Source organism: Microbacterium sp. NPDC077663 (assembly GCF_044542795.1).
Taxonomy (GTDB): domain Bacteria; phylum Actinomycetota; class Actinomycetes; order Actinomycetales; family Microbacteriaceae; genus Microbacterium.
This window is the reverse complement of record NZ_JBITVE010000001.1, coordinates 1,474,394-1,496,396: the sequence shown is the minus strand read 5'-3', so window position 1 is coordinate 1,496,396 and position 22,003 is coordinate 1,474,394. Positions and strand designations below refer to the sequence as shown.

Genomic DNA, 22,003 nt, shown 5'->3' with positions numbered 1-22,003 from the left:
TCTCAGATCGTCATTCCGAGCACGCCGAGCGCCATCCCCGCGCTCATCACCGCATAGCTTGTCGTGGCTCCCGCGTGTTCAGCAGGGCGACTTGGGCGCGACGCAGTTCGGGCTCTTTTCACCCCTGCGATGACGAAGGCCACCGTCGCGACGACGAGGAGCGCGCCGAGCATGATCGGAGCTGTCTCCATGAGCGTCGCGCCGCCCGTGCCCTGGTGCCCATGATGAGATTCCGATTCGACCGTGCCGACCGTTGAGCCGGTTGTGCCGACGACCATGTGGATCAGCATCCAAATCATCGTGGTGTTCATCAGCACGTCGCAGAGTAGCCGGGGCGGCACCGCCCACCCCGCCGCTCGACGTCTCTGGACGCGATGGAGGAGCATTGAGACGAATGTCGTCGCACACATGATGGCGACGGCTGCCAGCGACACGAGCGGTGGCAGGAGCGGGTGCCAACTCCAGGGCATCGCGATCATGAGCAAGCTCATGACGAGATGCCCGAGGTCCTGTATCCGGTCGGCGAGCGCGGAGCCGCGCGTGACGAGACGGAACAGGCACCAAAGGCTGGTGCCGGCGAAGATCAGCGATGTTACGACGGCGAGCGCGATCGTCACGGTGTCTCCTCGTTTCGCAGGGCCTTGGGCAGCAGGAAGGTGAGGGCTGCGAAAAGCACAAGGATGACGGCGCAGGCGACGAGTGCTGCAATGAAGCCGGACGCGGAGGCGGAACTCGCGGTCACCGTGAAGAAGATCGAGCCGAACGCGCCGACACCGATCGCGGAGCCGATGGACTGCGAGGCGGACAGCATGCCTGATCCGGATCCGACCTCGTTGTCCTCGAAGGAAGAGACGACGAGATCGAAGAGCGTGGCCAACACGATTCCTGCGCCGACGCCCGCAAGGACGAGGCCCGGAACGAGGGGCCAGATGCCTCTGCCAAGCGGGAGGGCGAGGCAGAGGATGAGACTTCCGGTGCCGAGAGCCTGTGTCGAGGCGCCGAGCAGCAGTGCTCGGCGCCCCAGGCGCTTGGCCAGGACCGCGCCGGCGAGCGCCGCGCCGATGGCGATGCCGATCGCGAAGGGGATCCCTGCGATGCCGGCGGCCCCTGCTGAGTAGTCCAGCCCGAGCTGGAGGTGCAAGGTGAGGACAAGCTGTGTGCCGACCTGGCAGGCAAAGAACAGCAGCGTGCCGAGCACGCCGACGATGAAGGCGCGCTTTTTGAGGATGGAGGGCACGACGAGATAGGCGCGGCCGCGGGCCGCGGCACGCCGCTGATAGGCGGCGAACGCGACGAATCCAGCCAGTGCGCCGGCGAGGCATGCCCAAGACCAGATCGTCCAGCCGGCCTGCTCCGCCTGGATGAGTGGGAACACCAGCGTCGTGCAGGAGGCCACCAGCAGCACGGCGCCCGTGATGTCGATGCGAGCAGTACGGTCCGGCTGCTCTGCGGGAAGCAGCCGCCAGGCCAGCGCGAACACCGCGAGCCCGACGGGGATGTTGATGAGGAAGATGGCGCGCCAGCCGGTGCCGAGCAGGTCGGCCTGCAGCAGCAGTCCTCCGATCACCGGGCCGAGCACGCTGGCAAGGCTCATCACCGGCCCGATGGTGCCGAGCGCCGCCGCACGCTGTTCGGGCGGGAAGATGACTCGGATGATGCCGAAGCTCTGCGGGAGGATCAGAGCACCGGCAGCCCCTTGGATCAGTCGGAGGGCGACGAGCCATCCGGCACCCGGAGCGAGCGCGCACAGCAGGGAGGCGAGGGTGAAGGCGGCGACTCCGATGAGGAAGACGCGGCGCCGGCCGAATCTGTCGCCGAGGCGTCCACCGAGCACCAGCCCGGCCCCGATCGCGAGCGCGTAGCCGCCGATGATCCATTGCAGGGTAGCGCCGGATACGCCGAGCTCTCGCTCGAGCGCGGGACCAGCGATGGTGACCGCCGTCGTGTCGAGCACGTCCATGACCTCGGCCGCCAGCAGTGCGGCGAGCGCGACCCAGCGAAAACGGTAGGCGGTGCGAGGCGGGAGCGACGATGAGGCGAGGGTCTGCGTCATGACTCGGTGAGCTCCGAAAGTCAGGCGATGGCGCGGAAGCGGGAGCCGTGGAAGACCAGCGGCTCGATGTGATCGTTGGTCGTGATCTCAGAGACCTCAAGGACGATCACGTCGTGGTCGCCCGCGGTGAACTCAGAGTGGATGGTGCTCTCGAACGTCAGTGCCGCGCCCTCAAGGAGGATGGCACCGCCCGGCGTTCGGATGACGTCGACCCCCTGCCACCGCGTGTCACGATCCTTCGATGCGAGCTGCCGGCACAGCGGTGCGTGCTCCTGGGAGAGCACCGAGATCCCGAGCCGTGACGCACCACGCAGCAGCGGCCAGGTGGTCGAGCTGTGCTGCACGGCGAACAGTACGAGCGCGGGGCTCATCGAGATTCCGACGGTGAAGCTGGAAGCAACGAGCACCTGGTCCTCGCCGTCGATGTGGGCGGACAAGGCGGCGACGCCGGAGGGGTAGTGGGCGAATGCCCGACGGAGGTCCTGAGCGTCGAGCACGCGTGCGGTTGCGGTGGTCATGTGGTCGTCCCTGGGGAGAGTCATCTGCGAGGAGAAGGGTCGGTGTCGGGCGAGCGGCGAAGCCGCCCGCCCGACACCGGCGGTCATCAGTGGTGGTGATGTCCGTCGTGGCCGGTTTCGGCTGGCACCGCGCATGCGGCGTCGGCGTGCGGGTCCGGCGTGTCCAGGACGGGGTTGCGCTCGAAGAACCCGTTCGGGGTGAGCGTGAATCCGGAGTAGTCGACGGGCATGACGGGCCAGTCCTCCACGCGGGGGATGTGCGTGAAGCCGAAGGTGTGCCAGAGCACGATGTCCTCGCCGTCGATGTTCTCGTTGTCGGCGACGTACGTGGGCAGGCCGGCGCCGCCCGGGTGCTGGTTGGGGGTGTACCCGGCGGGCCACAGCTCGGTCGGGTCGTACTTCGTGACCCACAGCGCCTTGGTCGCGAACACGGCCCGCTTGGTGATCGGCGCGTCCTCCGGGGTGATCAGCAGCGGGCCGCCCTTGGGGTGCAGCACGTACGACGGCGCCTTGCCGAGGTAGTTCTCCGTCTCGGTGCTGGAGATCCGCCACACGCGGCCCGCGTCGGGGTTCGTGTAGCGCTGGGCGATGCGCTCGTTGTGCAGGCGGGTCTCCTTGGCGCGGAACGCGGCACCCCACGGGTTGTCGCGGTCTTTCGGGACTGCGACAACGTCGATCTCGTCGACGGCGTTGTTGATGCCATCGACGGTCATGTCCAGGCGGACATTGAACAGGTGCTGGTGCACGGGGGCACCCAGGCCCGGTGCGACCTGCGGGGCGAAGGGGTAGTCGCCGTCGCGCACCCCGGACGTGTAGACGATTCCGGTGGCCTTGACCTCGAGCTCGATCTTGCCGTCGAGGTACAGGTACCAGTAGAAGCCGTAGTCGTAGTTGCCGACGCTGAGGAACGTGGAGATCACCAGGCGGCGCTGGCGGCGCACCTGCTTGATCTGCGTCATGGGATCGGTGTGCTTCCAGCCGATCCCGAAGTCCTCCTCGTGGATGCAGATCGCATTCGGGCGCACCGTCGGCTGGCCGAAGTCGTCGGCGAACACCGCGGGCAGGTAGGTGATCTCGCCGACGCAGTCGCAGCCGAGATCGAGCGAGGCGGCATTGCGGCCGAACTGATACTCGCCGTTGTCGAAGTAGTTCTGCCAGGAGCGGATCGGGCTCAGCTCGCCGTAGTTGACGACCATCTCCGAGACGGAGGCACGGTAGATGATCGGCCGGCCGTCGTAGCTGAGCTGGTGCAGCGTGACACCCTCTCGGGCGGTGAACCCGATGCGAAGCTTCCACTTGTCCCACTCGATCGCGTGCCCGTCGAGGATGAAGCTGGCGCCCTCCGGCTGGGTGATCTCGATCGGCTTGAGGCCGGTGCCAGTGCGCTCGGTCCCACGGATCTCGGGGTCGAAGAAGTTGCTGCGGGTGTTCTCCGGCAGCGGGAAGTGCCCGGTCTCCACGACGCGCAACACCTTGAAGTTCGTGAGGTCGAGGTGCACGGCGATGCCTTCAACCGGGGTGCCGAAGAACTCGGCGAGGGTGCCCATGTCCTTCTCAGGCTCCGGCGCGATGTACGCGGTGGCGCGGGCGGCACGGATGCCGACCTCGTCCTCGTACCCGAAGTGCCCGGCCGAGAGCGCCATCCACCGGATCCTGTCCAGCGGCAGGCCGCGGGCCTCGAGCGCGGCGATCACCGCCTCGTCGGACATGATGATCTCCTGCGTGGCGAACAGCTCCTCATCGAGGAACGGCGCCCACCCCTCCGTCGCGGGCTCCATCTCGCGCTGCTCGATGATGGCGCCGGCGGTGACGTCTACGGCGACGAAATGCTGCACGAGCGTCTTCACATCGAGCACGACGGCGGAGATGATCCGGGTGATCGGGTCGCCGGGCTGCCAGGCCAGAACATCGCTCTTTGAGGGCTCGCGCAGCAGCACGTAGCCGAAGCGGACGTTCTCGTTGACGAGACCGGCGGCGGCGACGACGTCGCCGAAGCGGGCGATCTCCGCGGTGGTCATCGGCTCCAGGGGGTGCGCGACCGCAGTCGCGACGGGGTTCTCAATGGTCATGGGACAGTTTTCCTCTCGGGATCTCAGCGAATCTGGCCGAGCTGCTCGCGCAGCGTGGCGCCCTCGACGTACTCCGTGCGGGTGACACCGAGCTTCTGCAGGGCGGGCACGAGCCGGTTGGTGATGTTGTCGAGGTACTCGGCGGTCAGCATGTTGGAGGTGATGATCATGAAGCCGTCGCCGCCGACCTCGTCGATCGCCGCCGCCATCTGCTCGGCGACCTCCTCCGGCGTGCCGACGAGGGATAGGCCGTTGCCCTCACGGAACGCCTTGATGCTGTCGCGGAGCGACTGACCGCGCTTGCCGGCCTCCTGCATCTCGACGAAGAGGCCGGTGTGACCCCGCGGCGTGAGGTCGGCCGGCAGCGGCTCGTTGAGGTCGAACTGCGACAGGTCGGTGTCGAGCGTGGCGGACAGGAACGCCATCGAGTAGATCAGCTCGTCATCGGTCGGCTCCGGCAGATCCGCCAGGGTGACCCCCTCGGGGAGGAACAGAGGGAAGGAGGCGAAGATGATCTTGATGTCGTCGGGGTTCCGGTCGAACTTGGCGGCCCGTTCGCGGATGTCGTCGCGGAAGGCCTTCATGCCGGCGACGCCTCCTTCGGTCGGGGCGAAGATCAGCTCGGAGTGCTTGGCAGAGAAGTCGCGCCCGCGGGGGCTGGAGCCGGCCTGCACGAGCAGCGGATGGCCCTGCGGGGACGGCACGGTGTTGAGCGGGCCCCGCACCTTGAAGAACGGGCCCTCGTGGTCGACGTGGCGCACCTTCGACGGGTCGATGTACGTGTTCGATGCCAGGTCGCGCACCACGGCGCCGGGCTCCCAGGCACCCCAGAGCTTCTTCGTCACGTCGAGGAAGTCGTCGGCCATCGCGTACCGGGTCGCGTGATCGGGCAGGTCATCCATGCCGAAGTTGAGCGCCGCCTCGGAGTCGGCGCTGGTGACGATGTTCCAGCCGGAGCGGCCGCTCGAGATGCTGTCCAGGGTCGAGAACAAGCGCGCGAGAATCCACGGCGGGTAGAACGTGGTCGACGCGGTGGCGATGAGCCCGAGGTGCTCAGTCGCGCCGGCGAGCAGGGGCAGCAGCTGCAACGGATCCTGCTTGGGCGCGTAGATGTTGTTCTTCAGATCGGCATCCATCGAGCCGCCGAGCACGGTCGTGACCGTCGAGGTGTCCTCGAAGAAGATGAAGTCGAACTTCGCCGCCTCGGCACGTCGGGCGACGTCGACGAGGAACTCGCCCGTCCACCAGTCGCCGCCGTTGAGCCGGTCGTCCGGCGCCTGCCAGGCCGGCGGGCCGAAGGAGGCGAACAGGCCGAGGTTGAAGGGGATGTGGGTCATGGATGCTCCGTGTTCGTGGGTGGGGTCGGGTCGCGTGAACGGATCAGGCCGTGACGGCGTTCCAGGTACGCAGCGTGTGCTCGGCGATCACGCCGTTGTTCAGGAACGGGTCCTCCGTCATGAAGGCCTCGGCGTCCTCCCTGGTCGGGAAGATCGCCAGCGAGCCTTCGCTGGTCGGCTCGAACGGGCCGAAGGCCTCGATCCGTCCTTCGGCAAGGAACCGCTGGTAGAGGCCGAAGTGAGCCTGGAAGTGCTGGCCGGCGAGCTCGTCGGTGTCGGGGGCGGGACGGTAGATCAGTGCGTACTTCGTGGACATGCGGATGAGTCTCACGGCGAATCAGAGATTAGTGCAAGCGCACTATTCAACCTTTTACACGCCCGTAACGCGACAGAAACAGGGCGGTTCGGGACCGATCGTCCCTGGGCCGCCCAAGCGCCCGACGGTAGTCTGAGGTTTCGAGAGGACGCACGAGGTGAACGTGATGGGCAGCGAGACGGCAGTGAGCGACATCGACAAACGCACCCGAATCCCCTACGGAGAAGGTCGGCAGATTCTCATCGAAGCGGTGATCCGACTTGTCGCGCGAGATGGTTTGAGTCGACTGACGACGCGGTCGCTGACGGCCGAGGCGGGAGTGAGCCAAGGCAGTCTGCAACATCATTTCCCGACGATGCCCGACATCCTCGGAGCAGCCCTGGAGCACTGTGTCTCGATCACGTTGTCCCACGTCGGCCGCCCTACATCGATCGCCTCCGTCTTCGACGAACTCGAGGGGGCCTTCCGCAGTTATCCGGAAGAATCGGCGTTCCAGACGGAGGTTTTCCTCGAGGCTCGGAGACACCCCGCCCTTCTGGAGGTCGTCACGCGGCACCAAGAGGCCTACAGTGACAACCTCCGGACGATCATTGCCGATCTCGGGCTTAACCCCGATGAGGAGCTGGTGCAGTTGTTGATGGCGTTCGGCGACGGGATCGCTTACGAGTATGCGATGGTCGGGCCAGCCCAGCTCCCCCGGATCGAGCAACAGGTGAGCGCCATGCGGCGGCTTCTCGGGGCGTACGTCCGCGATCTGGATCTGTAACTGCGACGAAACGTTCGACGGCCACGACCGAAACATGAGCCTGGTTGACTCAGCGGCAATAGTGCGATTGCACTGTTATTCGAGCGGAGGGCGGCGCATGTCTGGCGCTGAGGCAGCGTGATCCGAGTCGCCGTCGTTATCGACGATCCCACAGGGAGCGACGACACGTCCATGATCGCCACGACCTTCGCGCGGGCGCTGCTTGCCGGGATAGAGCACGAAACCGAACTGTGCCACCTGCCGGATGAGGGTGATGAGCACTCCGTCCTCCGTGAGACCGCCCCTGAACCATTGGAACGGGCCCTCGCCAGCTGCGAAATCCTCCTCATTGTTATCGCCGGGGTGACGCCGACGGCCGAGAGGCGCTCCATCTGCAAGGCGCTCAGCCTGCTGCCGGTTGACGCGCTCAACGGCGTGGCCGCAATACCGCTCGTGATCGGTCAGCGCCACCAGGCGCCGACTGACTCTCGCCGCATCTCGATCGGAGAGGCGCTCCTGGATCGCGGTGCCACCGTTCTCGGGCGCACGCTTCGCATCGGATCCGCCGGCGATCATGATCTCGGGTTTCGGCTCGAAGGCAGCGCCCACTCCTACCGAACCGCCCTGTCCCATGTTGGTGCAACCGCCGCAGCATTCCCGACAACCCTCATCCCTTAGCCGTCTTCAGGCAGGCGTCAGAAACCGAGGCGGCCCGGCGACCTACCGGGCGTGGAGCAAGGAAGACACTCGGTTCCCAACGATCCTGCCAAAGACGGCGCCCTTACCGAGGGAGGTGCCGGAAATGTACGCCGCGCCGTGGAATCCGCCGACGATCTCGCCGACTGCGTAGAGGCCGTCGAGCGTGCGCCCGTCGATCGTCCGGACTACGCCCTCGGGGGTGACAGTGATGCCGCAGTAGGTCGAGGTGAGCAGGGACTTCGCCGGGTAGGCGTAGTAGGGCGGCTCGTCGATGGGGACGAGTTCGCCGGCGCCGCTGGAGATACTGTTGCGGCCGACGTCATCGGGACGACCGCTGGCGATCGCCTCGTTGTAGCGGGCGACGGTGGCGACGAGCCCGGCCTGATCGATGCCGGCGATTTCGGCGAGTTCCTCAAGCGTGGTGGCCCTGAGGACATGACCCTTCTCCTCCAGGGTGTCGATGTCCTTGACCGGCACGCCGCGGTGGGACTGTGCGCGGATCTTTGCGTCGAAGATCTCGAAGCCCAGGCCGTCCGGCTGGTCGAGGACGGCGTTGCCAATGAGCTTGTACGAGACCGACTCGTCGATGAAACGGCGGCCTTGCTGGTTGACGACGATGGCTCCCATGTAGAAGGCCGTGAGAAGTTCCTGGACATCGCCCGTCTCGGGATGCGAGCCGAACGTTCCGCTGACGAAGGACATATCTGCGAGCCCGGCGCCGAGTGCCCAGGCCATGCGGAGCCCGTCTCCGGTGTTGCCGCGGCCACCGAAAGGCAGCGCCTGCAGTTGCTTCGGAGCGAAGATGCGGAGGAAGTCGGTGCCGCGGGTGAACCCGCCCGTGGCGAGCACGACGCCGCCGCGAGAGATGACCTCGACAGGCCCGTTCGATGTCGCCACGGTCACACCGGTGACGTGGTCAGGGCCGTCGGTAAGAAGCGCGGTGACGTGGCTCTTGGTGTGGAGCTCGCCACCTGCAGCGAGATAGTCCGCGCGAAGCCTGTCGAGGAGTTCGACGATCGGCGTGTAGTGGCTGCGCCGCACCGACAGGCCGGCGCCCCAGTCGAGTTCCTGGAACACAGCGCCGTGGCCCTTGAGCCACTCGTAAGTGCCGTGCTGATGATCCAGGTAGGTCTCGAGGAGCTCGCGGTCATTGAGTCCGCCGCCGACCTCGATCATCTCGGACAGGAACGCTTCGCGTGAGTCCTCGACTCTTGCAGCGGCCATCTCTTCGGTGCCCGTGAAGGCGAACCACCCACCGCTCATGACAGTGGTGCCGCCCGGAGCATTTTGCTTCTCGAAGATGACCGTGTCGAGTCCGGCTTCGGCGGCTGCGAGTGCTGTGGTCTGCCCGGCGATGCCGCTGCCGACGACGATGAGGTCGTATTCTCGCTTCACTGCTGGGCCTGACCCTTTCCGCTTGAGCTTTCTGGTGAGGAACTCTGGCGGCGATGCAAACTGGCCGCGGCGACCCCGTCCGGGACTGAGCCTGTTTCGGTCGTGTGCTCTGTGAGGACTTCGTATGTCAGGGGTCCTCTTGCTCCCATCGGATGCTCGAGATAGGCCACGCGGGTTCGAACATCCCCCCAGTCGTGGATCGGAGCAGGGTTGTCCTCTATAGCCATCCGGCGCTGGTCCGCGGCGAACCAGCGCCGGTCGGCGCGCATCCCATCTGTCGGAAGAATCCTGAGGCGGAGCGCTTCGGCACCGGTCATGGGGATATCACCTCTGTTCTGCATGTCTCTAACCGTCGACGACATGAGGACGCTCCCAGCGCGTCGGCGACGTTGCCTACGTCGAGACTAAATGATTTGACCATTCGAGGTCAATGTCGGACAAACCCCCCCAAGCGGCCGAATCGCGCGAAGGGACTCGCATCGATCACCGACTTCGCCTGATTCAGCGCGATTCTCAACTCGTCGCTACGGTCCGACGTGACCCGCCCGGTCGGTCCCGCAACGCTCAGCGCGGCGAAGGCGCGACCGGACTCGTTCATCAGGGGCACCGCCGCGACCGAGAGGCCATCCCGTCGCTCGTTGTGCGTGAGGGAGAAGCCTAAATCGGCGACGGATGCTCGCCAGGCCTTCAGATCGGCAAGGTCGATCCCGGCCTCGAGCGGGGCTCGACGGGCCATCCGTTCGAGATCGTCATCTTCGAGGTCCCGCAGGAGGACGCGACCGCTCGCACCTCGCCAGAGCGGCCCCTCCCGGCCAAGCACGGCCACATGCCGCAGCACCTGGTCGCATTCCTCGAACGCGATGCAGACGCGGCGCTCGCCATCGCGGATGTAGATGCTCGCCGTCTCTCCGACTCTCGATACGAGGTCGACGAGCGCCTCTCGCACTTCCGCCGGCATTCGGAAGGCGGAGGCGGCGAGATCCGCCCATCGGAGCAGGCCCGGCCCGACCGCGTAGCTGTTCGTCCCCACGGCCCAGAGCAGCCCCTCGTCCTCGAGTGCAGCGACAAGTCGGATCACGGTCGTCCTGGGCAGTCCCGAGAGCTCGACGAGTTCGCGGAGCGCGAGCTCCTGTCGATCCCGCGTGAACAGCGAAATCAGGGACAGTGCTCGGCTCACGCTCCGGATGGCGCTGGCTTCAGTCTGCTCCACTGGCTTCCTCTCTCGGATGGTGATTCCATGCTCCCACTTGCGCAATACATCCGCAGCATGGTTATCTGTGACCACCTGATGGACACAATGGAGGGTCCCATGAGTACTGCAACAACCGAACTCGCCACGCTGAACACAACGGCGCGCGGCGACCACTTCACACCGGGCTGGGATCGGCAGGGCAATCCGCCGATGTGGTCCGAGCCGAAGACGAGCTTCGTGCCCTATCTCTGGAAGTCGGCGGACGCCTACCGCTATCTCAACGAATCGCGAGAGGTGGTCCCCCTCGAGCTCACCGAGCGCCGCAACCTCATCCTCACCAACCCTGCGCCTGGCAACATTTACCCGTCGGTGCGGACGCTCGTCATGGCCTACCAGATGGTCGTGCCGGGCGACATCGCCCGAACTCACCGTCACGCCCCGCACGCGGGCCGTGTGATCCTCGAGTCCGAGGGTGCGTTCACGGTCGTCAACGGGGTACGTATCGACATGAAGCCCGGCGATATTCTGCTCACTCCCGGGATGCACTGGCACGGCCACGGGCACGAGGGTACGGAGCCGGCCATCTGGGTCGACTTCCTCGACATCCCGCTCGTGCAGCTGCTCGAGCCGATGTACTTCGAGCCGTACGACGACGAGACCGAGTTCCAGATGTGGGAGACGATCACGCGTGACTCGCCGTTTGTGTTCCCCATCGAGAAGACGCACGGGCGCCTGGCCTCGGCGGAGATCGAGAGCCCATTCCACGGTCGCCGGATCAAGTTCGATACCGACCTCATGCCGACGATCGGGCTCTACGCCGTCCAGCTTCGCCCGGGCGAGTCGACCGAAAAGTTCCGCACCACGTCGAACCACCAGTTCGTCGTCATCGAGGGCAGCGGCGTTGCCGAGATCGACGGCCAGGAGATCCCGTTCGAGCGCGGAGACGCCTTCGTGGCTCCCGCGTGGAAGTTCCGCTCGCTGCGCAGTGACGACGGCGCGATCCTCGTCAATATCAGCGACGAGCCGCTGCAGCAGTACTGCAAGTACTTCCGCGAGGAGAGCGCTGCGGAAGCCCACGAGGACACGCGCAACAAGGCGTACCGCGTCGGCGCCTGAGGCGCTCACTGAACGGCGCACCCCGGAACCGGCGGTGAGAACCTGCCCGATCCGGGGTGCGTCATCGTGCTCGGAACCGCCTCCAATTTATGAACGATCCACTTGCAGCACGAAATGGTTTGACCATATAATGCTCGAAGCAAGCAGGTGATCAACGGGTGATCGTCTGGGCCGGGCGCACGCCGCGGCCGGTTACTCGAGGAAGAGGAACGCGTCGATGAGCTCATGCGGAGGAACCGACGTCGATGCCTGGGCCGTCGATGTCATCGTGGTCGGGTCGGGCGCGGCGGGTTCGGGAGCGACGCTCGCAGCGGCGTCGCTCGGCGCCCGGGTCGCGATGATCGAGAAACAGGCCGTCTGGGGCGGCTCGGCCGCTCTCTCTGCGGGCAGCTTCTGGACCTTCGAAAGCATGGACTGGTTCGAGCGTCTCGTGCCGCTGGGGAACCGGGCGAAGCAGCAGAAGCTCTTCGACGACTATGAGCCCGCCGTTCAGCGCATCCGTGATCTCGGCCACTACCGAGCCGGGCCGATCCCGGTGGATCGGGGTCGTGGCAAGAGCCACCTCGTCGACATCACGGCGCTCATGGGGGCAGCGCGCGAGAGCGCGGTGGCCTCGGGCGGCTTCGTTCTCAACGAGACGACGGCGACCGAGCTGCTGCAGCAGGATGACGCCGTCGTCGGCGTTGCGGCGCGGCGATCTGACGGCTCCGTGCTCGCCATCCGCGCCTCTGCGGTAGTCCTCGCCACGGGTGGCTTTCAGGGCGATCGTGAGTTGCTTGCGCGGTTCATCGGCGCGAACGCCGACCGCCTCCTGATCCGCTCGAACCCAGGCAGCGTTGGCGACGGCTTGAGGCTCGCGTGGTCGGTCGGTGCGGCGACGAGCCTGGGCACGTCGTCGTTCTACGGGCACCTCATCCCCCATCCGACGTCGCGCTGGCGCCCTGAGGACTTCCGACCGCTGACGCAGTATTACTCGACCTCGACGCTCGCGGTCGGCTTGCATGGCCGTCGGTTCGCCGACGAGGTGGACGGGGACCAGGCCCTGGCCGAGGCGCTCTCGCGCGAGCCGAAGGCGCGAGGCGTCCTCATCTTCGATCACTATCTGCGCGAGAACGATGTGATCGCTGAGCCCGTGCCGGGCGTCGGGGTCGGCGGCGGAGATCGATTCGCCTTGGCGCAAGAGGTCGGCGCGCGAACGCTCGTCGCCGAAACGCTTGATGAGCTGATCGATGGGCTCGGCGAGTGGGGGATTGACGTGGCCGAACTCCGCCTCACCGTTGCCGACTACATCGAGGCGCTTGAGGGCGGTCGTCGCTGGTCGCGTGGAGTGGCCGTGTCGCCTGAGGGCCGCGCTCCGCAGACACCGCCCTATTACGCGCTGCAGGTCTCGCCCGGTATCACCTTCCCGTACGGCGGCATCGAGACGGATGCGGATGGCGCGGTGCTGAGCCGCGATGGCCGAGTGATCTCCGGTCTGTTCGCTGCGGGCTCGGACATCGGCGGCATCTCACAGGGGGACTACGCGGGTGGGATCGGTCCCGGGTTCATCACGGGCGAGTGGGCTGGCTCGTCAGCCGCTCGAAGGGCCGGCGTCCTGTCGGCGCACATCAATCAGGAGGAATTCAGATGACAACGAGTGCTCTGGCAACGAAGCCGAGCCGCAGCCCGGCCCGAGTCTGGTGGTCGGCTTTCGCAGGGTCCGCAATGGAGTTCTACGACTTCTCGGTCTACTCCGCGGCTTCCGCCGTGATTCTCGGACCGCTCTTCTTCAACGAGGCCGAACCCGCGATTGCAACGATCCTCTCGTTCGCGACGCTGGCCATCGGCTACGTCGCCCGGCCGATCGGAGCGGTGGTATGGGGACACTTCGGCGACAGGATCGGGCGGAAGTCGGTGCTCATCTGGACGATGATCGTCATGGCGATCGCCACGCTCGGTATCGGCGTGCTGCCGACTGCCAGCGACATCGGCTCACTCGCTCCGGTCCTGCTCGTTGTCTTGCGCCTGGTTCAAGGGTTCGCCGTCGGCGGAGAGTGGGGTGGATCGGTCACGCTCGCAACCGAGCACAGCGGCACGAAGCGACGAGCGTTCGCCGGGGCGGCAACCGCAGCGGGAGCGTCTGCAGGATACTCCATCGGGTTCGGGGTGTTCGCGCTCGTCGCGTGGCTCGCCGGCGATGCGATCGCGGACGGCTGGTGGCGTGTGCCGTTCCTGCTGACCGTTGTCATGTTCGCCATCGCGCTGTTCCTGCGACTGCGGGTCGAAGAGACCCCGATCATGAAGGCGATGCTCGAGAGCAATGAGCGGGTGCGAGTGCCGATCGCCGTCGTCTTCGGGCGGCACTGGAGGCAGGTCATCATCGGCGTGTTCGTCGTCGCCGGCATGTTCGCGACCTCCCAGGCCTATGTCGGCTTCCTCGTCGCATACGGTGTCTCGAATCTCGGCTACACCGCCGCGCAGATGCTGCTGGCGACGACGATCTCGGCCGGCCTGAACGTCTTTGCCGGTCCGATCGCGTCCCTGATCGCAGACAAGCTCGGGCGCCGGACGGTTGTGCTCACCGGGATCGGCCTGCTCGCGTTGCTGACGGTGTTCATGTGGCCACTGATGCACACCGGGCTCTTCGGAATCGTGCTGCTCACCTTCTGCCTCATGTACACCATCTATGGACTCACCTACGGGCCGGTCGCTGGAATTCTGACCGAGCTGTTCCCGACTCAGATCCGCTACAGCGGGATCAGCATCGCGTACCAGCTCGCCTCGATCATCGGCGGAACGACCTCTCTCGTCTGTTCCGCACTGATCGCCGGCGGCCTAGGCGAGATCTCGATCGTGCTGTACATCTTCCTGCTCTTGGCGGTATCGGCGGTGGCCTTGCTCTTCGTTCCGAAGCACAACGACACCGACCTGGCGAACGTCGCACGGGTGGGGAAGAACTCGACGGCACAAGCCGCCACATCCTGAGCCTCGCGAGGCGGGCTCGTGAGCGCGTCCTTCCCTGCCCGCCCCGGGCGGGGAAGGACGCGACCGGATGTGCCTCGCGGTCGCGCCGGGCGTGACGTCGTGGCACACGAGAAGATTGGACAGAACGCTATGACCGCAGCAGACATTGCCGGTGCTGCTGGAGGCCCTCCGCACCTCGGGAGGGTAGCGGTGGTGACGGGGGGCGTCAGCGGGATTGGCGCAGCGGCCGTGAAGCGGCTGCTCATCGCGGGAGCGGAAGTCGTGGTCGTCGACGCGAACCCGGCCGTGGAGGAACTGCGCGTCGGGGATGACGCTCTTGACGCGCATCTCAGCGGGATCCGCGTTGATCTTGCGCACTCAGATGACGTGCGGCGCGCGAGCAGCACGATCCTAGAAAGGTTCGGCCGGGTCGACGTCCTCGTGAACAGCGCTGGCATCAACCCCAAGCACACCGGTGGCAAGTATCAGGCTGAGGACATCCCGCTTGAGATATGGGAGGCGGTGCTGGCCGTCAACCTGACCGCACCGTTCCTGCTCATGGCAGCTCTGCTTCCTCAGATGAAGGAGCGAGGGTGGGGCCGCGTGGTGAACGTCGCCTCGTCAGCCGCCCTCGGTCGTCCGCCCGTCGCAAGCGCCTATTACGTTGCGAGCAAGGCCGGAGTGCTCGGGCTCACCCGCTGTGTCGCTGAGGAAGCGGCGCCGCACGGCGTGACGGTGAACTCCGTCCTGCCGGGGCCGACCCGGACGGGACTGACGGCGTTGAGCTCGGCCGAGACGATCTCCGAGCTGAGCAAGGGGATTCCCGTGGGCAGATATGCGGAGCCGGATGAGATCGCGTCGATGATCGACTATCTCTGCTCCGATGCCGCCGCGTTCGTCACGGGTGCGACGGTCGCCGTGGACGGAGGCTCGGTCATGGGCTCGTGAGCCGTTGATCTGGAGCGAGGCCGCAGACGCCGCCACGCCATGAAATGGTTTGACCAATAGGATACTCGCGGCGCAGAGGCGCCGGGATCATCGGGCGACTCGACAGCGAGCCCCGTAACGACGAAGGAGTGCGTGAATCATGGTGAACTCGATAGATCTCAGCGGCAGGCACGCTGTGATTACCGGCGCGGCGAGCGGCGTCGGGGTCGCGGCACTGCACCGGTTCCTCGATTCCGGAGCGACCGTCTCGGCATGGGACTTCGATCGCGCGAGGCTCGACGGGATCGTGAGCCCGGAGATCGCGGATCGTGTGGACACGTATCTTGTCGACGTGTCGGATTGGGAATCGGTCAAGGCCGCCGCCGAGCAGACGCATTCGGCCCATGGGAAGATCGACATCCTCGTCAACTCCGCGGGCATGTCCGTCGGCAAGGCGCCCGTGCAGGACTACGACTTGGGGCACTGGGATCGTGAGATCGCCGTCAACCTCACGGGCGTGTTCTATGGGTGCAAGGCGGTCTTCCCCTACATGCTCGCGGGTGGATACGGGCGGGTGGTCAACTTCTCGTCTATGGCGGCGAAGTCCGGGGCGAAGAACCAGTCCGGCTATGTGGCGGCGAAGGGCGCGCTCATCGCGCTCACCAAGTCACTTGGATTCGAGACGGCAGGAACGGGTGTGCTGGTCAACTGCCTCTGCCCGGGGGTCATGGACACCCCGTTCTACCGGAGCTGGCGGGATGGACAGTCTCCCGAGGTGATCGAGCGCGCGACGTCGACGATTCCGCTCGGTCGCGTGGCAAGCGCAGAGGAGGCCGCTGGGACGCTCGCGTGGATGGTCTCGGAAGATATGTCCTATACGACCGGATACACCTTCGATCTCAGCGGCGGGCGAGCGGCCTTCTGACGAACGTGCCGCGCCGGCGCGGTGCTGCATCGATCGGCCGCGCCGGCGCTGATCCGCTGCCGCGCGGCAACGGGGTGTCGGCCTGACGACCTGACGCCGCCAGCCGCCCACCGCGTGAGCCTCGTGAGCTCGGATGCGAACGCGGCGCGACCGGTCGCGAGGGCCATACAGGCGATAGATCGGTGCAGCCGCCTCGGCCCCACGTCCGGCAGAGCGAACGGTCTGACGAGGGCAGGGCACACCGATGTGGATGCACTCAATCCGCCGGTCGGGTTCTGCCGCCCGGGGTGACACGGCTGCGCCGAGGCCATGCGGCAGTACTAGCGCGACGCTGCTGTGCCAAGGACATCGATCGAGTTGTTTTTCGGAGAGGGATAAGAGATGAAGGTCTGGTTCATCACGGGCGCATCGGGCGGCTTCGGCCGCGAATGGACGATCGCCGCCCTTGAGCGGGGAGACAGCGTCATCGCGACGGCGAGGGCCGTGGAGAAGCTTGCCGACCTTGTCGAGCGTTTCGGCGAGCTGGTTCTGCCGCTACGGCTCGACGTCGATGACCGCACGGCGGTCTTCGACGCGGTGGCGGCGGGAGTCGAGCGATTCGGTCGGATCGATGTGGTCGTCAGCAACGCCGGGTACGGACAGTACGGGCTCATCGAGGAGGTCACGGAACGGGAGATCCGCGACCAGTTCGAGACCAACGTCTTCGGATCGATCTGGGTTCTGCAGGCGGTGCTGCCGATCCTGAGGGCCCAGCGATCGGGACGCGTCATCCAAGTGTCTTCGATCGGCGGTGTCACAGTAGCCCCGCAGGTCGGGATCTACAACGCGACGAAGTGGGCGATCGAGTGCGTTGTCGAGGCGCTTGCGGGTCAGGTGGCTGGATTCGGAATCCGGGTGACGCTCGTCGAGCCGCAGGGCTACTCCACGGAATTCAGCGGCTCATCCGCGCGCCGGTCCGCGCCGATGCCCGAATACGATGGCTACCGGGCTGAGCTTGAGGCGTTCTCGGCGCGTCGAGGCGACCCGAAGGCGACGAGGCAGCCGATCCTGGAGCTCGTCGACATGGCCGAACCGCCCCTGCGGCAGTTCTTCGGAATAACTCCGCTCGGCGTGGTCTCTGAGGCATACGAAGCCCGGCTCGCCGAATGGCGTGCCGGGCAGGATCGGGCGGTGCGCGCGTTCGGCGATCGCTGATCGCCCATCTGTCGTCGCCCATCTGTCGTCGCCCGTCTGTGATCGCCCGTCTCGGGCGGTCGGGCGCTGATCGGAGGTGCGGGGAGCTGGGAGCGGGGTGCGCTGTGAGGCGCGACGTGCGCGGCGCGCCGGAGGCTCGGGATTCCGACGAGCACGCGAGTGCTGATCGTCGTCGAGCGGGTCGTGCTCGCGTCGCCGCGGATGACCCGCTCGCGACGCGTCCGCTCCCGCGCTCGCCTCGGGAATTCGCGGCACGGGAAGCAGCCGGTGTCATGCGGGGAGCGTGCCACCTTGGCCTTCGGCGAGTGCGCCTCCGATGTGGGGAACGGGGCGCAACGAATGCAGCCGGCGGGTGGTCGGGTGCGGATGGTGCGCGTCATCGGCGGCGCCGACGCGGAGCGGTCCCGAACGACCTTCTCTCGGAGAAGGAACCGGGGTCCTCGTCGTTTGCCATCGTGCCCCGGGAATGGGTGAGGCCGTCATCGACGGTGCTCTTCGAGAGGGGACGCGGGGTCGCGGCGCCCTGCTGATCGTGCCGGATATGCCGCCCGGGGAGGCGGCGCGCCTGCCTCTCTTGGCCCGGATCCGCTTCGTGCGCACCGGAAGCGTCGGAATGGCTTGCGCAACGGAATGGTTTGACCATATGGTGGAGCTCATCCCGCAGGCAGCATCGATCATGGTGGGCGCGACCGGGACCGTGGTTGGTGGAGACCAGTTGCTCAAGGAAGAGGAACCATGACCGTCGTGAACGAGAGCTCTATTTCCGCAGACGTCGTCGTCGTCGGCAGCGGAGTGTCCGCGAGCGGCGCGGCGATCGCCGCCGTTCGGGCCGGCGCGAGAGTCGTCATGCTCGAGAAGCGAGACGAATGGGGAGGATCCGCAGCGCTCTCGGCCGGCGGGTTCTGGACGTTCCGGGAGCGGGAGCGCTACGCCCAGACGGCGGAGTTCGGCGAACGGGACAAGCAGTACAAGGTCTATGACGGGCTCGAGGACGCTGTCAGGCTCATCGAGTCGCTGGGCGTCGCGGTGTTCGGCGCGATGGTCGTGAACGAGGGAACGGGCGCGGGCTACAAGATCGACGTGGTCGGTCTGATGGAGACCGCGCGTCGGCTCGTCGTCGAGTCGGGCGGTCGCGTGTTGCTCGGAACCCCCGCGGTCAGGCTCATCAGGGACGAGGAACGCGTCGCGGGCGTCGTCGCCCGCCTCTCCGACGGTCGGGAGCAAGAGGTCCGCGGGAGGGCCGTTGTACTCGCCACCGGCGGGTTCCAAGGTGATCGCGAGCTGCTCAGCCGTTACATCGGGCCAGCGGCCGACTATCTCCTCGTGCGTTCGAACCCGGGCTCGGTCGGAGACGGACTGCGGCTCTCGCAGTCGGCCGGTGCCGCGACGTCGAAGGGGATGGCGGCGTTCTACGGTCACCTCATCCCGTACCCGCTGAACCGCTTCGAGATTCCCGACTTCCGCCCACTCACGCAGTATCACTCGGTCTCCTCGGTGCTTATCGGCTCGGACGGACGCCGTCTCGCGGACGAACGGCGAGGTGACCCGGTGCTCGCGCAAGCGCTTCTCCGCGCTCCCGACGGCCGAGGCGCGCTGATCTTCGACGACCATGTGCGCAACAACGAGGTCATCGAGGAACCGTTCCCCGGGCTCGGAGTCGGTGCCGTCGATCGCCTGCAGCTCGCGATCGAGGCCGGTGCCCGGTATGCGGTCGCCGACACCATCGAAGACCTCGCGGCGCTCCTCGGGGAGTGGGGTTTCGACTCGGCGTCGCTCGAGCGGACGCTCACGGGCTACATCGCGACCGCATCGTCCGGCGGCGGCCTCGCCTCCGGTGTCCCCGTCTCGGCTGATGCCCGCGCGCCGCAGACCGCTCCCTTCCACGCCCTCGCGGTGCAGTCGGCGATCACCTTCCCCCACGGAGGGATCCGGACCTCGCTCGAGGGCGAGGTGGTCGACCGCGACGGTCGAGCGGTTCCCGGTCTCTACGCGAGCGGCTCGGACATCGGGGGGATCTCCTTCGTCGACTACGCGGGCGGTCTGGCTCCCGGCTTCATCACCGGAACCTGGGCGGGAGCCGCCGCGAGCGCGTTCGCGAGCGGTCCTCCCTCGATGGCAGGTGCCCCGGCCGCGACGGATCCTGACCGACCCGCGCGCTGACCTTCTCGTCCCATCGTTCGAATGCAGTTCAAAGGAGAATACGCATGACTCAAGCAGCAACGGCTGCGCGCAACGGCCGTCAACCTGCCGTCGCCTGGTGGTCGACGTTCATCGGCGGCGTCATCGAGAACTACGATTTCGCGATCTACGCCGCGGCCTCGGCGACGATCCTCGGCCCCCTCTTCTTCAGCAAGGCGACCCCGGAGATCGCCGTCGTGCTCTCGTTCATGACGCTCGCCATCGGCTACGCGGCTCGCCCGATCGGCGCCATTCTGTTCGGTCACATCGGAGATCGTGTCGGCCGCAAGTCGACGATGATCATGACCCTCATCATCATGGCGATCGCGACCGTCCTCGTCGGCTTCCTCCCGACGGCGGCCGAGATCGGAGACGCTGCTCCGATCTTCCTCATCGTCTTGCGCCTTCTGCAGGGTGTCGCTGTCGGAGGGGAGTGGGGAGGCGGCGTCGCGCTTGCGACCGAGCATGCCACGGCGAAGCGCCGCGCGCTCTTCGGGGCTTCGACGAGCAGCGGCGCCGCGATGGGTTTCGCGGTCGGCTACGGCGTGTTCGCACTGGTCGCATGGATCACCGGCGATGAGCTCGTCACCTGGGGGTGGCGGATCCCCTTCTGGTCGGCAGCGATCCTGTTCGTCTTCGCGATCTGGATGCGCCTTCGCGTGCAGGAGAGCCCGCTCATGAAGGGAGTGCTCGCCGACGGGTCGCAGAAGGTTCGGGTTCCGCTCGGGGTGGTCCTTCGCTATCACTGGCGCGCGGTCCTCATCGGTCTCGCTTTCGCCGGAGGAGAGCTCGGCTTCCAGCAGGTCATGCAGGGTTTCGCGGTTTCCTACGGGACGAGCACCCTCGGGTTCCCCACCGCTGCGGTGCTCGTCGCGACGACGATTCCTACGGCGATCAACGCGTGCCTGATCCCCTTCGCGGGCATGCTCGCAGACCGATTCGGGAGACGCAAAGTGATGCTCGTCGCACTCAGCCTGCAGCTGGTCAACGCGGTGATCGTCTGGCCGCTGATCGGCACAGGAGTCTACCTGCTGTTCTTCCTTGCGTTCCTCTCGGTCTACTGCGTCCACGCGTTCGCCTACTCGCCGCAGGCCGGTCTGCTCACCGAGATGTTCCCGACCAACGTCCGGTACACCGGGATCTCTGTCGCTTACCAGATCGGCGCACTGATCGGCGGCCTCGGCCCCCTCATCTCCTCTGCGATCTACGCCGCGGGCGGAGGCATCCTGGGAGTGGCGCTTGTCATGGCAGGGTTTGTGGTGATGGGACTTGTCGGCGGATTCTTCGCGCCACGACGCAAGGACATCGACCTTGCCGCAGCGGGCGAACGGAACGTGGTTCCCGCTGGCGAAACCGTGAGCACGGCCTAGCGTCTGCGGTGGGGAATCGTCGTTCAAGCTCGATGCCCTCGTTTGCGCGTCGCGCGACGGGAGCTGGCGAGGCGGAGCAACGCAACCGAGAGAGTCTCATCGGTTACGCCTCGTCGTGTGACCCCACCGTCCGAGCGCTTCTTCGACGTTATATCACGTGAGCAAGACGATCAGGCGGCCCGCATCACCGATCGGGTCCGCAAGAAAAGATGGAAAGGAAGCATCGCAGTGCAGAAGAACGGCATCAACCTTCAGGGCCGTCGGGCCGTCGTCACCGGTGGCGCGAGTGGCATGGGGCTTGCCACCGTCGAGCGGTTCCGCGAGTCCGGGGCGAACGTCGTGGTCTGGGACCGGTCGAAGGAGGCGCTGCGGCTGCTCGCCGAGCGGCTCGGGCCCGACGGGGTTGAGACCTACGAGCTCGACGTGACCGATCGCGCGGCGGTCGCTGCGGCGGCCCACGCCGCCTCGCAGGGCGGTCCCGTCGACATCCTCGTCAACTCGGCGGGTGGACCTTTCGGTCATCAGCCCGTGCAGGAGTACCCAGACGACGACTGGGACCGCGAGCTCGCGCTCAATCTGACGGGGGTGTTCCTCACCTGCAGGGCGTTGATCCCGGGAATGATCGAGAACAGCTACGGCCGCATCGTGAATGTCGCATCGATCGCCGGCAAGGAGGGGAACCCCCATCAGGCGGGCTATGTCGCTGCGAAGGCAGGCGTCATCGCGCTCACCAAGACGATCGCGCGAGAGCTCGCGGGCGCCGGGATCATCGCGAACTCGATCACGCCGACGACGTTCGAGACGCCGCTTTTCCACTCCTGGGCTGAGACCCAGGAGGATCAGATCACCGAATGGGTCAGCTCGCGAATCCCGCTCGGGCGTCTCGGCCGGGCGGAGGAGGCGGCGGCGATGATCGCGTGGCTGAGCTCCGAGGAGTGCTCGTTCACGACGGGTCTGCCGTTCGACCTCTCCGGCGGCCGGGCCACCTATTGAGCCTGACCGTTCACGCGTCGACCCCACACGACG

The 22,003-nt window shown here is 66.5% G+C and carries 20 protein-coding genes; 12 read left to right on the top strand and 8 right to left on the bottom strand.

The genetic code is table 11. The features are described 5' to 3' along the window. Positions 1–2 precede the first annotated feature (2 nt). From ACIGEP_RS07315 to ACIGEP_RS07290, 6 genes are all read right to left on the bottom strand, one after another. Positions 3–617: a DUF5134 domain-containing protein gene (locus ACIGEP_RS07315; RefSeq protein ID WP_396660930.1), complete on the bottom strand. Its 615-nt coding sequence runs from the start codon at positions 615–617 to the stop codon at positions 3–5. Beyond that, positions 614–2,053, bottom strand: a complete 1,440-nt coding sequence (locus tag ACIGEP_RS07310; protein ID WP_396660929.1) for an MFS transporter — start codon at positions 2,051–2,053, stop codon at positions 614–616. Before ACIGEP_RS07310 ends, ACIGEP_RS07315 begins: the two co-directional genes overlap by 4 nt. A gap of 20 nt (positions 2,054–2,073) precedes the next feature. After that, a complete protein-coding gene (locus ACIGEP_RS07305; protein WP_396660928.1) occupies positions 2,074–2,571 on the bottom strand; it encodes a flavin reductase family protein in 498 nt (165 codons plus the stop codon). Between the two features lie 86 nt (positions 2,572–2,657). Continuing rightward, entirely contained in the window at positions 2,658–4,640 is a 1,983-nt protein-coding gene (locus ACIGEP_RS07300) for a primary-amine oxidase (RefSeq protein ID WP_396660927.1), read from the bottom strand. A gap of 23 nt (positions 4,641–4,663) precedes the next feature. Beyond that, positions 4,664–5,977, bottom strand: a complete 1,314-nt coding sequence (locus ACIGEP_RS07295; protein WP_396660926.1) for an NtaA/DmoA family FMN-dependent monooxygenase — start codon at positions 5,975–5,977, stop codon at positions 4,664–4,666. A gap of 43 nt (positions 5,978–6,020) precedes the next feature. After that, positions 6,021–6,293 (bottom strand): YciI family protein, encoded by a 273-nt coding sequence (locus tag ACIGEP_RS07290; protein WP_396660925.1) that lies wholly within the window; start codon positions 6,291–6,293, stop codon positions 6,021–6,023. Between the two features lie 166 nt (positions 6,294–6,459). Here ACIGEP_RS07290 and ACIGEP_RS07285 point away from each other — a divergent pair, with 166 nt between their 5' ends. Together ACIGEP_RS07285 and ACIGEP_RS07280 are read left to right on the top strand one after the other, a co-directional pair. Then, positions 6,460–7,059: a TetR/AcrR family transcriptional regulator gene (locus ACIGEP_RS07285; RefSeq protein WP_396660924.1), complete on the top strand. Its 600-nt coding sequence runs from the start codon at positions 6,460–6,462 to the stop codon at positions 7,057–7,059. A gap of 171 nt (positions 7,060–7,230) precedes the next feature. Next, positions 7,231–7,716, top strand: a complete 486-nt coding sequence (locus ACIGEP_RS07280; protein ID WP_396660923.1) for a hypothetical protein — start codon at positions 7,231–7,233, stop codon at positions 7,714–7,716. Between the two features lie 42 nt (positions 7,717–7,758). Here the strand turns inward: ACIGEP_RS07280 and ACIGEP_RS07275 are convergent, their stop codons facing one another. Next, positions 7,759–9,132, bottom strand: coding sequence for an FAD-dependent oxidoreductase (locus tag ACIGEP_RS07275; RefSeq protein ID WP_396660922.1), 1,374 nt, complete (start codon positions 9,130–9,132; stop codon positions 7,759–7,761). Between the two features lie 427 nt (positions 9,133–9,559). Beyond that, on the bottom strand, positions 9,560–10,387 hold the full coding sequence (locus tag ACIGEP_RS07270) for an IclR family transcriptional regulator (protein ID WP_396660921.1): 828 nt from the start codon (positions 10,385–10,387) through the stop codon (positions 9,560–9,562). Between the two features lie 54 nt (positions 10,388–10,441). Between ACIGEP_RS07270 and ACIGEP_RS07265 the strand changes: the two genes are divergently transcribed. The 10 genes from ACIGEP_RS07265 to ACIGEP_RS07220 all read left to right on the top strand — a co-directional run bounded on the left by ACIGEP_RS07265 (position 10,442) and on the right by ACIGEP_RS07220 (position 21,970). Further along, positions 10,442–11,440: a cupin domain-containing protein gene (locus tag ACIGEP_RS07265; protein ID WP_396660920.1), complete on the top strand. Its 999-nt coding sequence runs from the start codon at positions 10,442–10,444 to the stop codon at positions 11,438–11,440. 217 nt (positions 11,441–11,657) lie between these two features. Continuing rightward, complete coding sequence (locus tag ACIGEP_RS07260) at positions 11,658–13,070, top strand: FAD-binding protein (RefSeq protein WP_396660919.1); 1,413 nt, start codon at positions 11,658–11,660, stop codon at positions 13,068–13,070. Then, positions 13,067–14,404: an MFS transporter gene (locus tag ACIGEP_RS07255; RefSeq protein ID WP_396660918.1), complete on the top strand. Its 1,338-nt coding sequence runs from the start codon at positions 13,067–13,069 to the stop codon at positions 14,402–14,404. The genes ACIGEP_RS07260 and ACIGEP_RS07255 overlap by 4 nt, the downstream gene beginning before the upstream one ends. Before the next feature lie 99 nt (positions 14,405–14,503). Next, positions 14,504–15,331 carry an SDR family NAD(P)-dependent oxidoreductase gene (locus ACIGEP_RS07250; RefSeq protein WP_396660917.1) on the top strand — a complete coding sequence of 276 codons (828 nt, stop codon included), beginning with the start codon at positions 14,504–14,506 and terminating at the stop codon, positions 15,329–15,331. Positions 15,332–15,470: 139 nt separating this feature from the next. Next, a complete protein-coding gene (locus tag ACIGEP_RS07245; protein ID WP_396660916.1) occupies positions 15,471–16,235 on the top strand; it encodes an SDR family NAD(P)-dependent oxidoreductase in 765 nt (254 codons plus the stop codon). A 381-nt stretch (positions 16,236–16,616) separates the two neighbouring features. Continuing rightward, positions 16,617–17,429 carry an SDR family NAD(P)-dependent oxidoreductase gene (locus ACIGEP_RS07240; RefSeq protein ID WP_396660915.1) on the top strand — a complete coding sequence of 271 codons (813 nt, stop codon included), beginning with the start codon at positions 16,617–16,619 and terminating at the stop codon, positions 17,427–17,429. 466 nt (positions 17,430–17,895) lie between these two features. Continuing rightward, complete coding sequence (locus ACIGEP_RS07235; protein ID WP_396660914.1) at positions 17,896–18,168, top strand: hypothetical protein; 273 nt, start codon at positions 17,896–17,898, stop codon at positions 18,166–18,168. Beyond that, entirely contained in the window at positions 18,165–19,589 is a 1,425-nt protein-coding gene (locus ACIGEP_RS07230) for an FAD-binding protein (protein WP_396660913.1), read from the top strand. The genes ACIGEP_RS07235 and ACIGEP_RS07230 overlap by 4 nt, the downstream gene beginning before the upstream one ends. Before the next feature lie 44 nt (positions 19,590–19,633). Continuing rightward, positions 19,634–20,977 (top strand): MFS transporter, encoded by a 1,344-nt coding sequence (locus ACIGEP_RS07225; protein ID WP_396660912.1) that lies wholly within the window; start codon positions 19,634–19,636, stop codon positions 20,975–20,977. Between the two features lie 228 nt (positions 20,978–21,205). Beyond that, positions 21,206–21,970, top strand: coding sequence for an SDR family NAD(P)-dependent oxidoreductase (locus ACIGEP_RS07220; protein ID WP_396660911.1), 765 nt, complete (start codon positions 21,206–21,208; stop codon positions 21,968–21,970). The last annotated feature ends 33 nt before the right edge of the window (positions 21,971–22,003 follow it).

Excerpts from the sequence above, each read along its gene's own strand:
- ACIGEP_RS07310 (WP_396660929.1), bottom strand. The coding sequence starts at position 2,053 with ATGACGCAGACCCTCGCCTCATCGTCGCTCCCGCCTCGCACCGCCTAC.
- ACIGEP_RS07305 (WP_396660928.1), bottom strand. The coding sequence starts at position 2,571 with ATGACCACCGCAACCGCACGCGTGCTCGACGCTCAGGACCTCCGTCGG.
- ACIGEP_RS07300 (WP_396660927.1), bottom strand. The coding sequence starts at position 4,640 with ATGACCATTGAGAACCCCGTCGCGACTGCGGTCGCGCACCCCCTGGAG.
- ACIGEP_RS07295 (WP_396660926.1), bottom strand. The coding sequence starts at position 5,977 with ATGACCCACATCCCCTTCAACCTCGGCCTGTTCGCCTCCTTCGGCCCG.
- ACIGEP_RS07290 (WP_396660925.1), bottom strand. The coding sequence starts at position 6,293 with ATGTCCACGAAGTACGCACTGATCTACCGTCCCGCCCCCGACACCGAC.
- ACIGEP_RS07285 (WP_396660924.1), top strand. The coding sequence starts at position 6,460 with ATGGGCAGCGAGACGGCAGTGAGCGACATCGACAAACGCACCCGAATC.
- ACIGEP_RS07280 (WP_396660923.1), top strand. The coding sequence starts at position 7,231 with ATGATCGCCACGACCTTCGCGCGGGCGCTGCTTGCCGGGATAGAGCAC.
- ACIGEP_RS07265 (WP_396660920.1), top strand. The coding sequence starts at position 10,442 with ATGAGTACTGCAACAACCGAACTCGCCACGCTGAACACAACGGCGCGC.
- ACIGEP_RS07260 (WP_396660919.1), top strand. The coding sequence starts at position 11,658 with ATGAGCTCATGCGGAGGAACCGACGTCGATGCCTGGGCCGTCGATGTC.
- ACIGEP_RS07255 (WP_396660918.1), top strand. The coding sequence starts at position 13,067 with ATGACAACGAGTGCTCTGGCAACGAAGCCGAGCCGCAGCCCGGCCCGA.
- ACIGEP_RS07245 (WP_396660916.1), top strand. The coding sequence starts at position 15,471 with ATGGTGAACTCGATAGATCTCAGCGGCAGGCACGCTGTGATTACCGGC.
- ACIGEP_RS07240 (WP_396660915.1), top strand. The coding sequence starts at position 16,617 with ATGAAGGTCTGGTTCATCACGGGCGCATCGGGCGGCTTCGGCCGCGAA.
- ACIGEP_RS07235 (WP_396660914.1), top strand. The coding sequence starts at position 17,896 with ATGGGTGAGGCCGTCATCGACGGTGCTCTTCGAGAGGGGACGCGGGGT.
- ACIGEP_RS07230 (WP_396660913.1), top strand. The coding sequence starts at position 18,165 with ATGACCGTCGTGAACGAGAGCTCTATTTCCGCAGACGTCGTCGTCGTC.
- ACIGEP_RS07225 (WP_396660912.1), top strand. The coding sequence starts at position 19,634 with ATGACTCAAGCAGCAACGGCTGCGCGCAACGGCCGTCAACCTGCCGTC.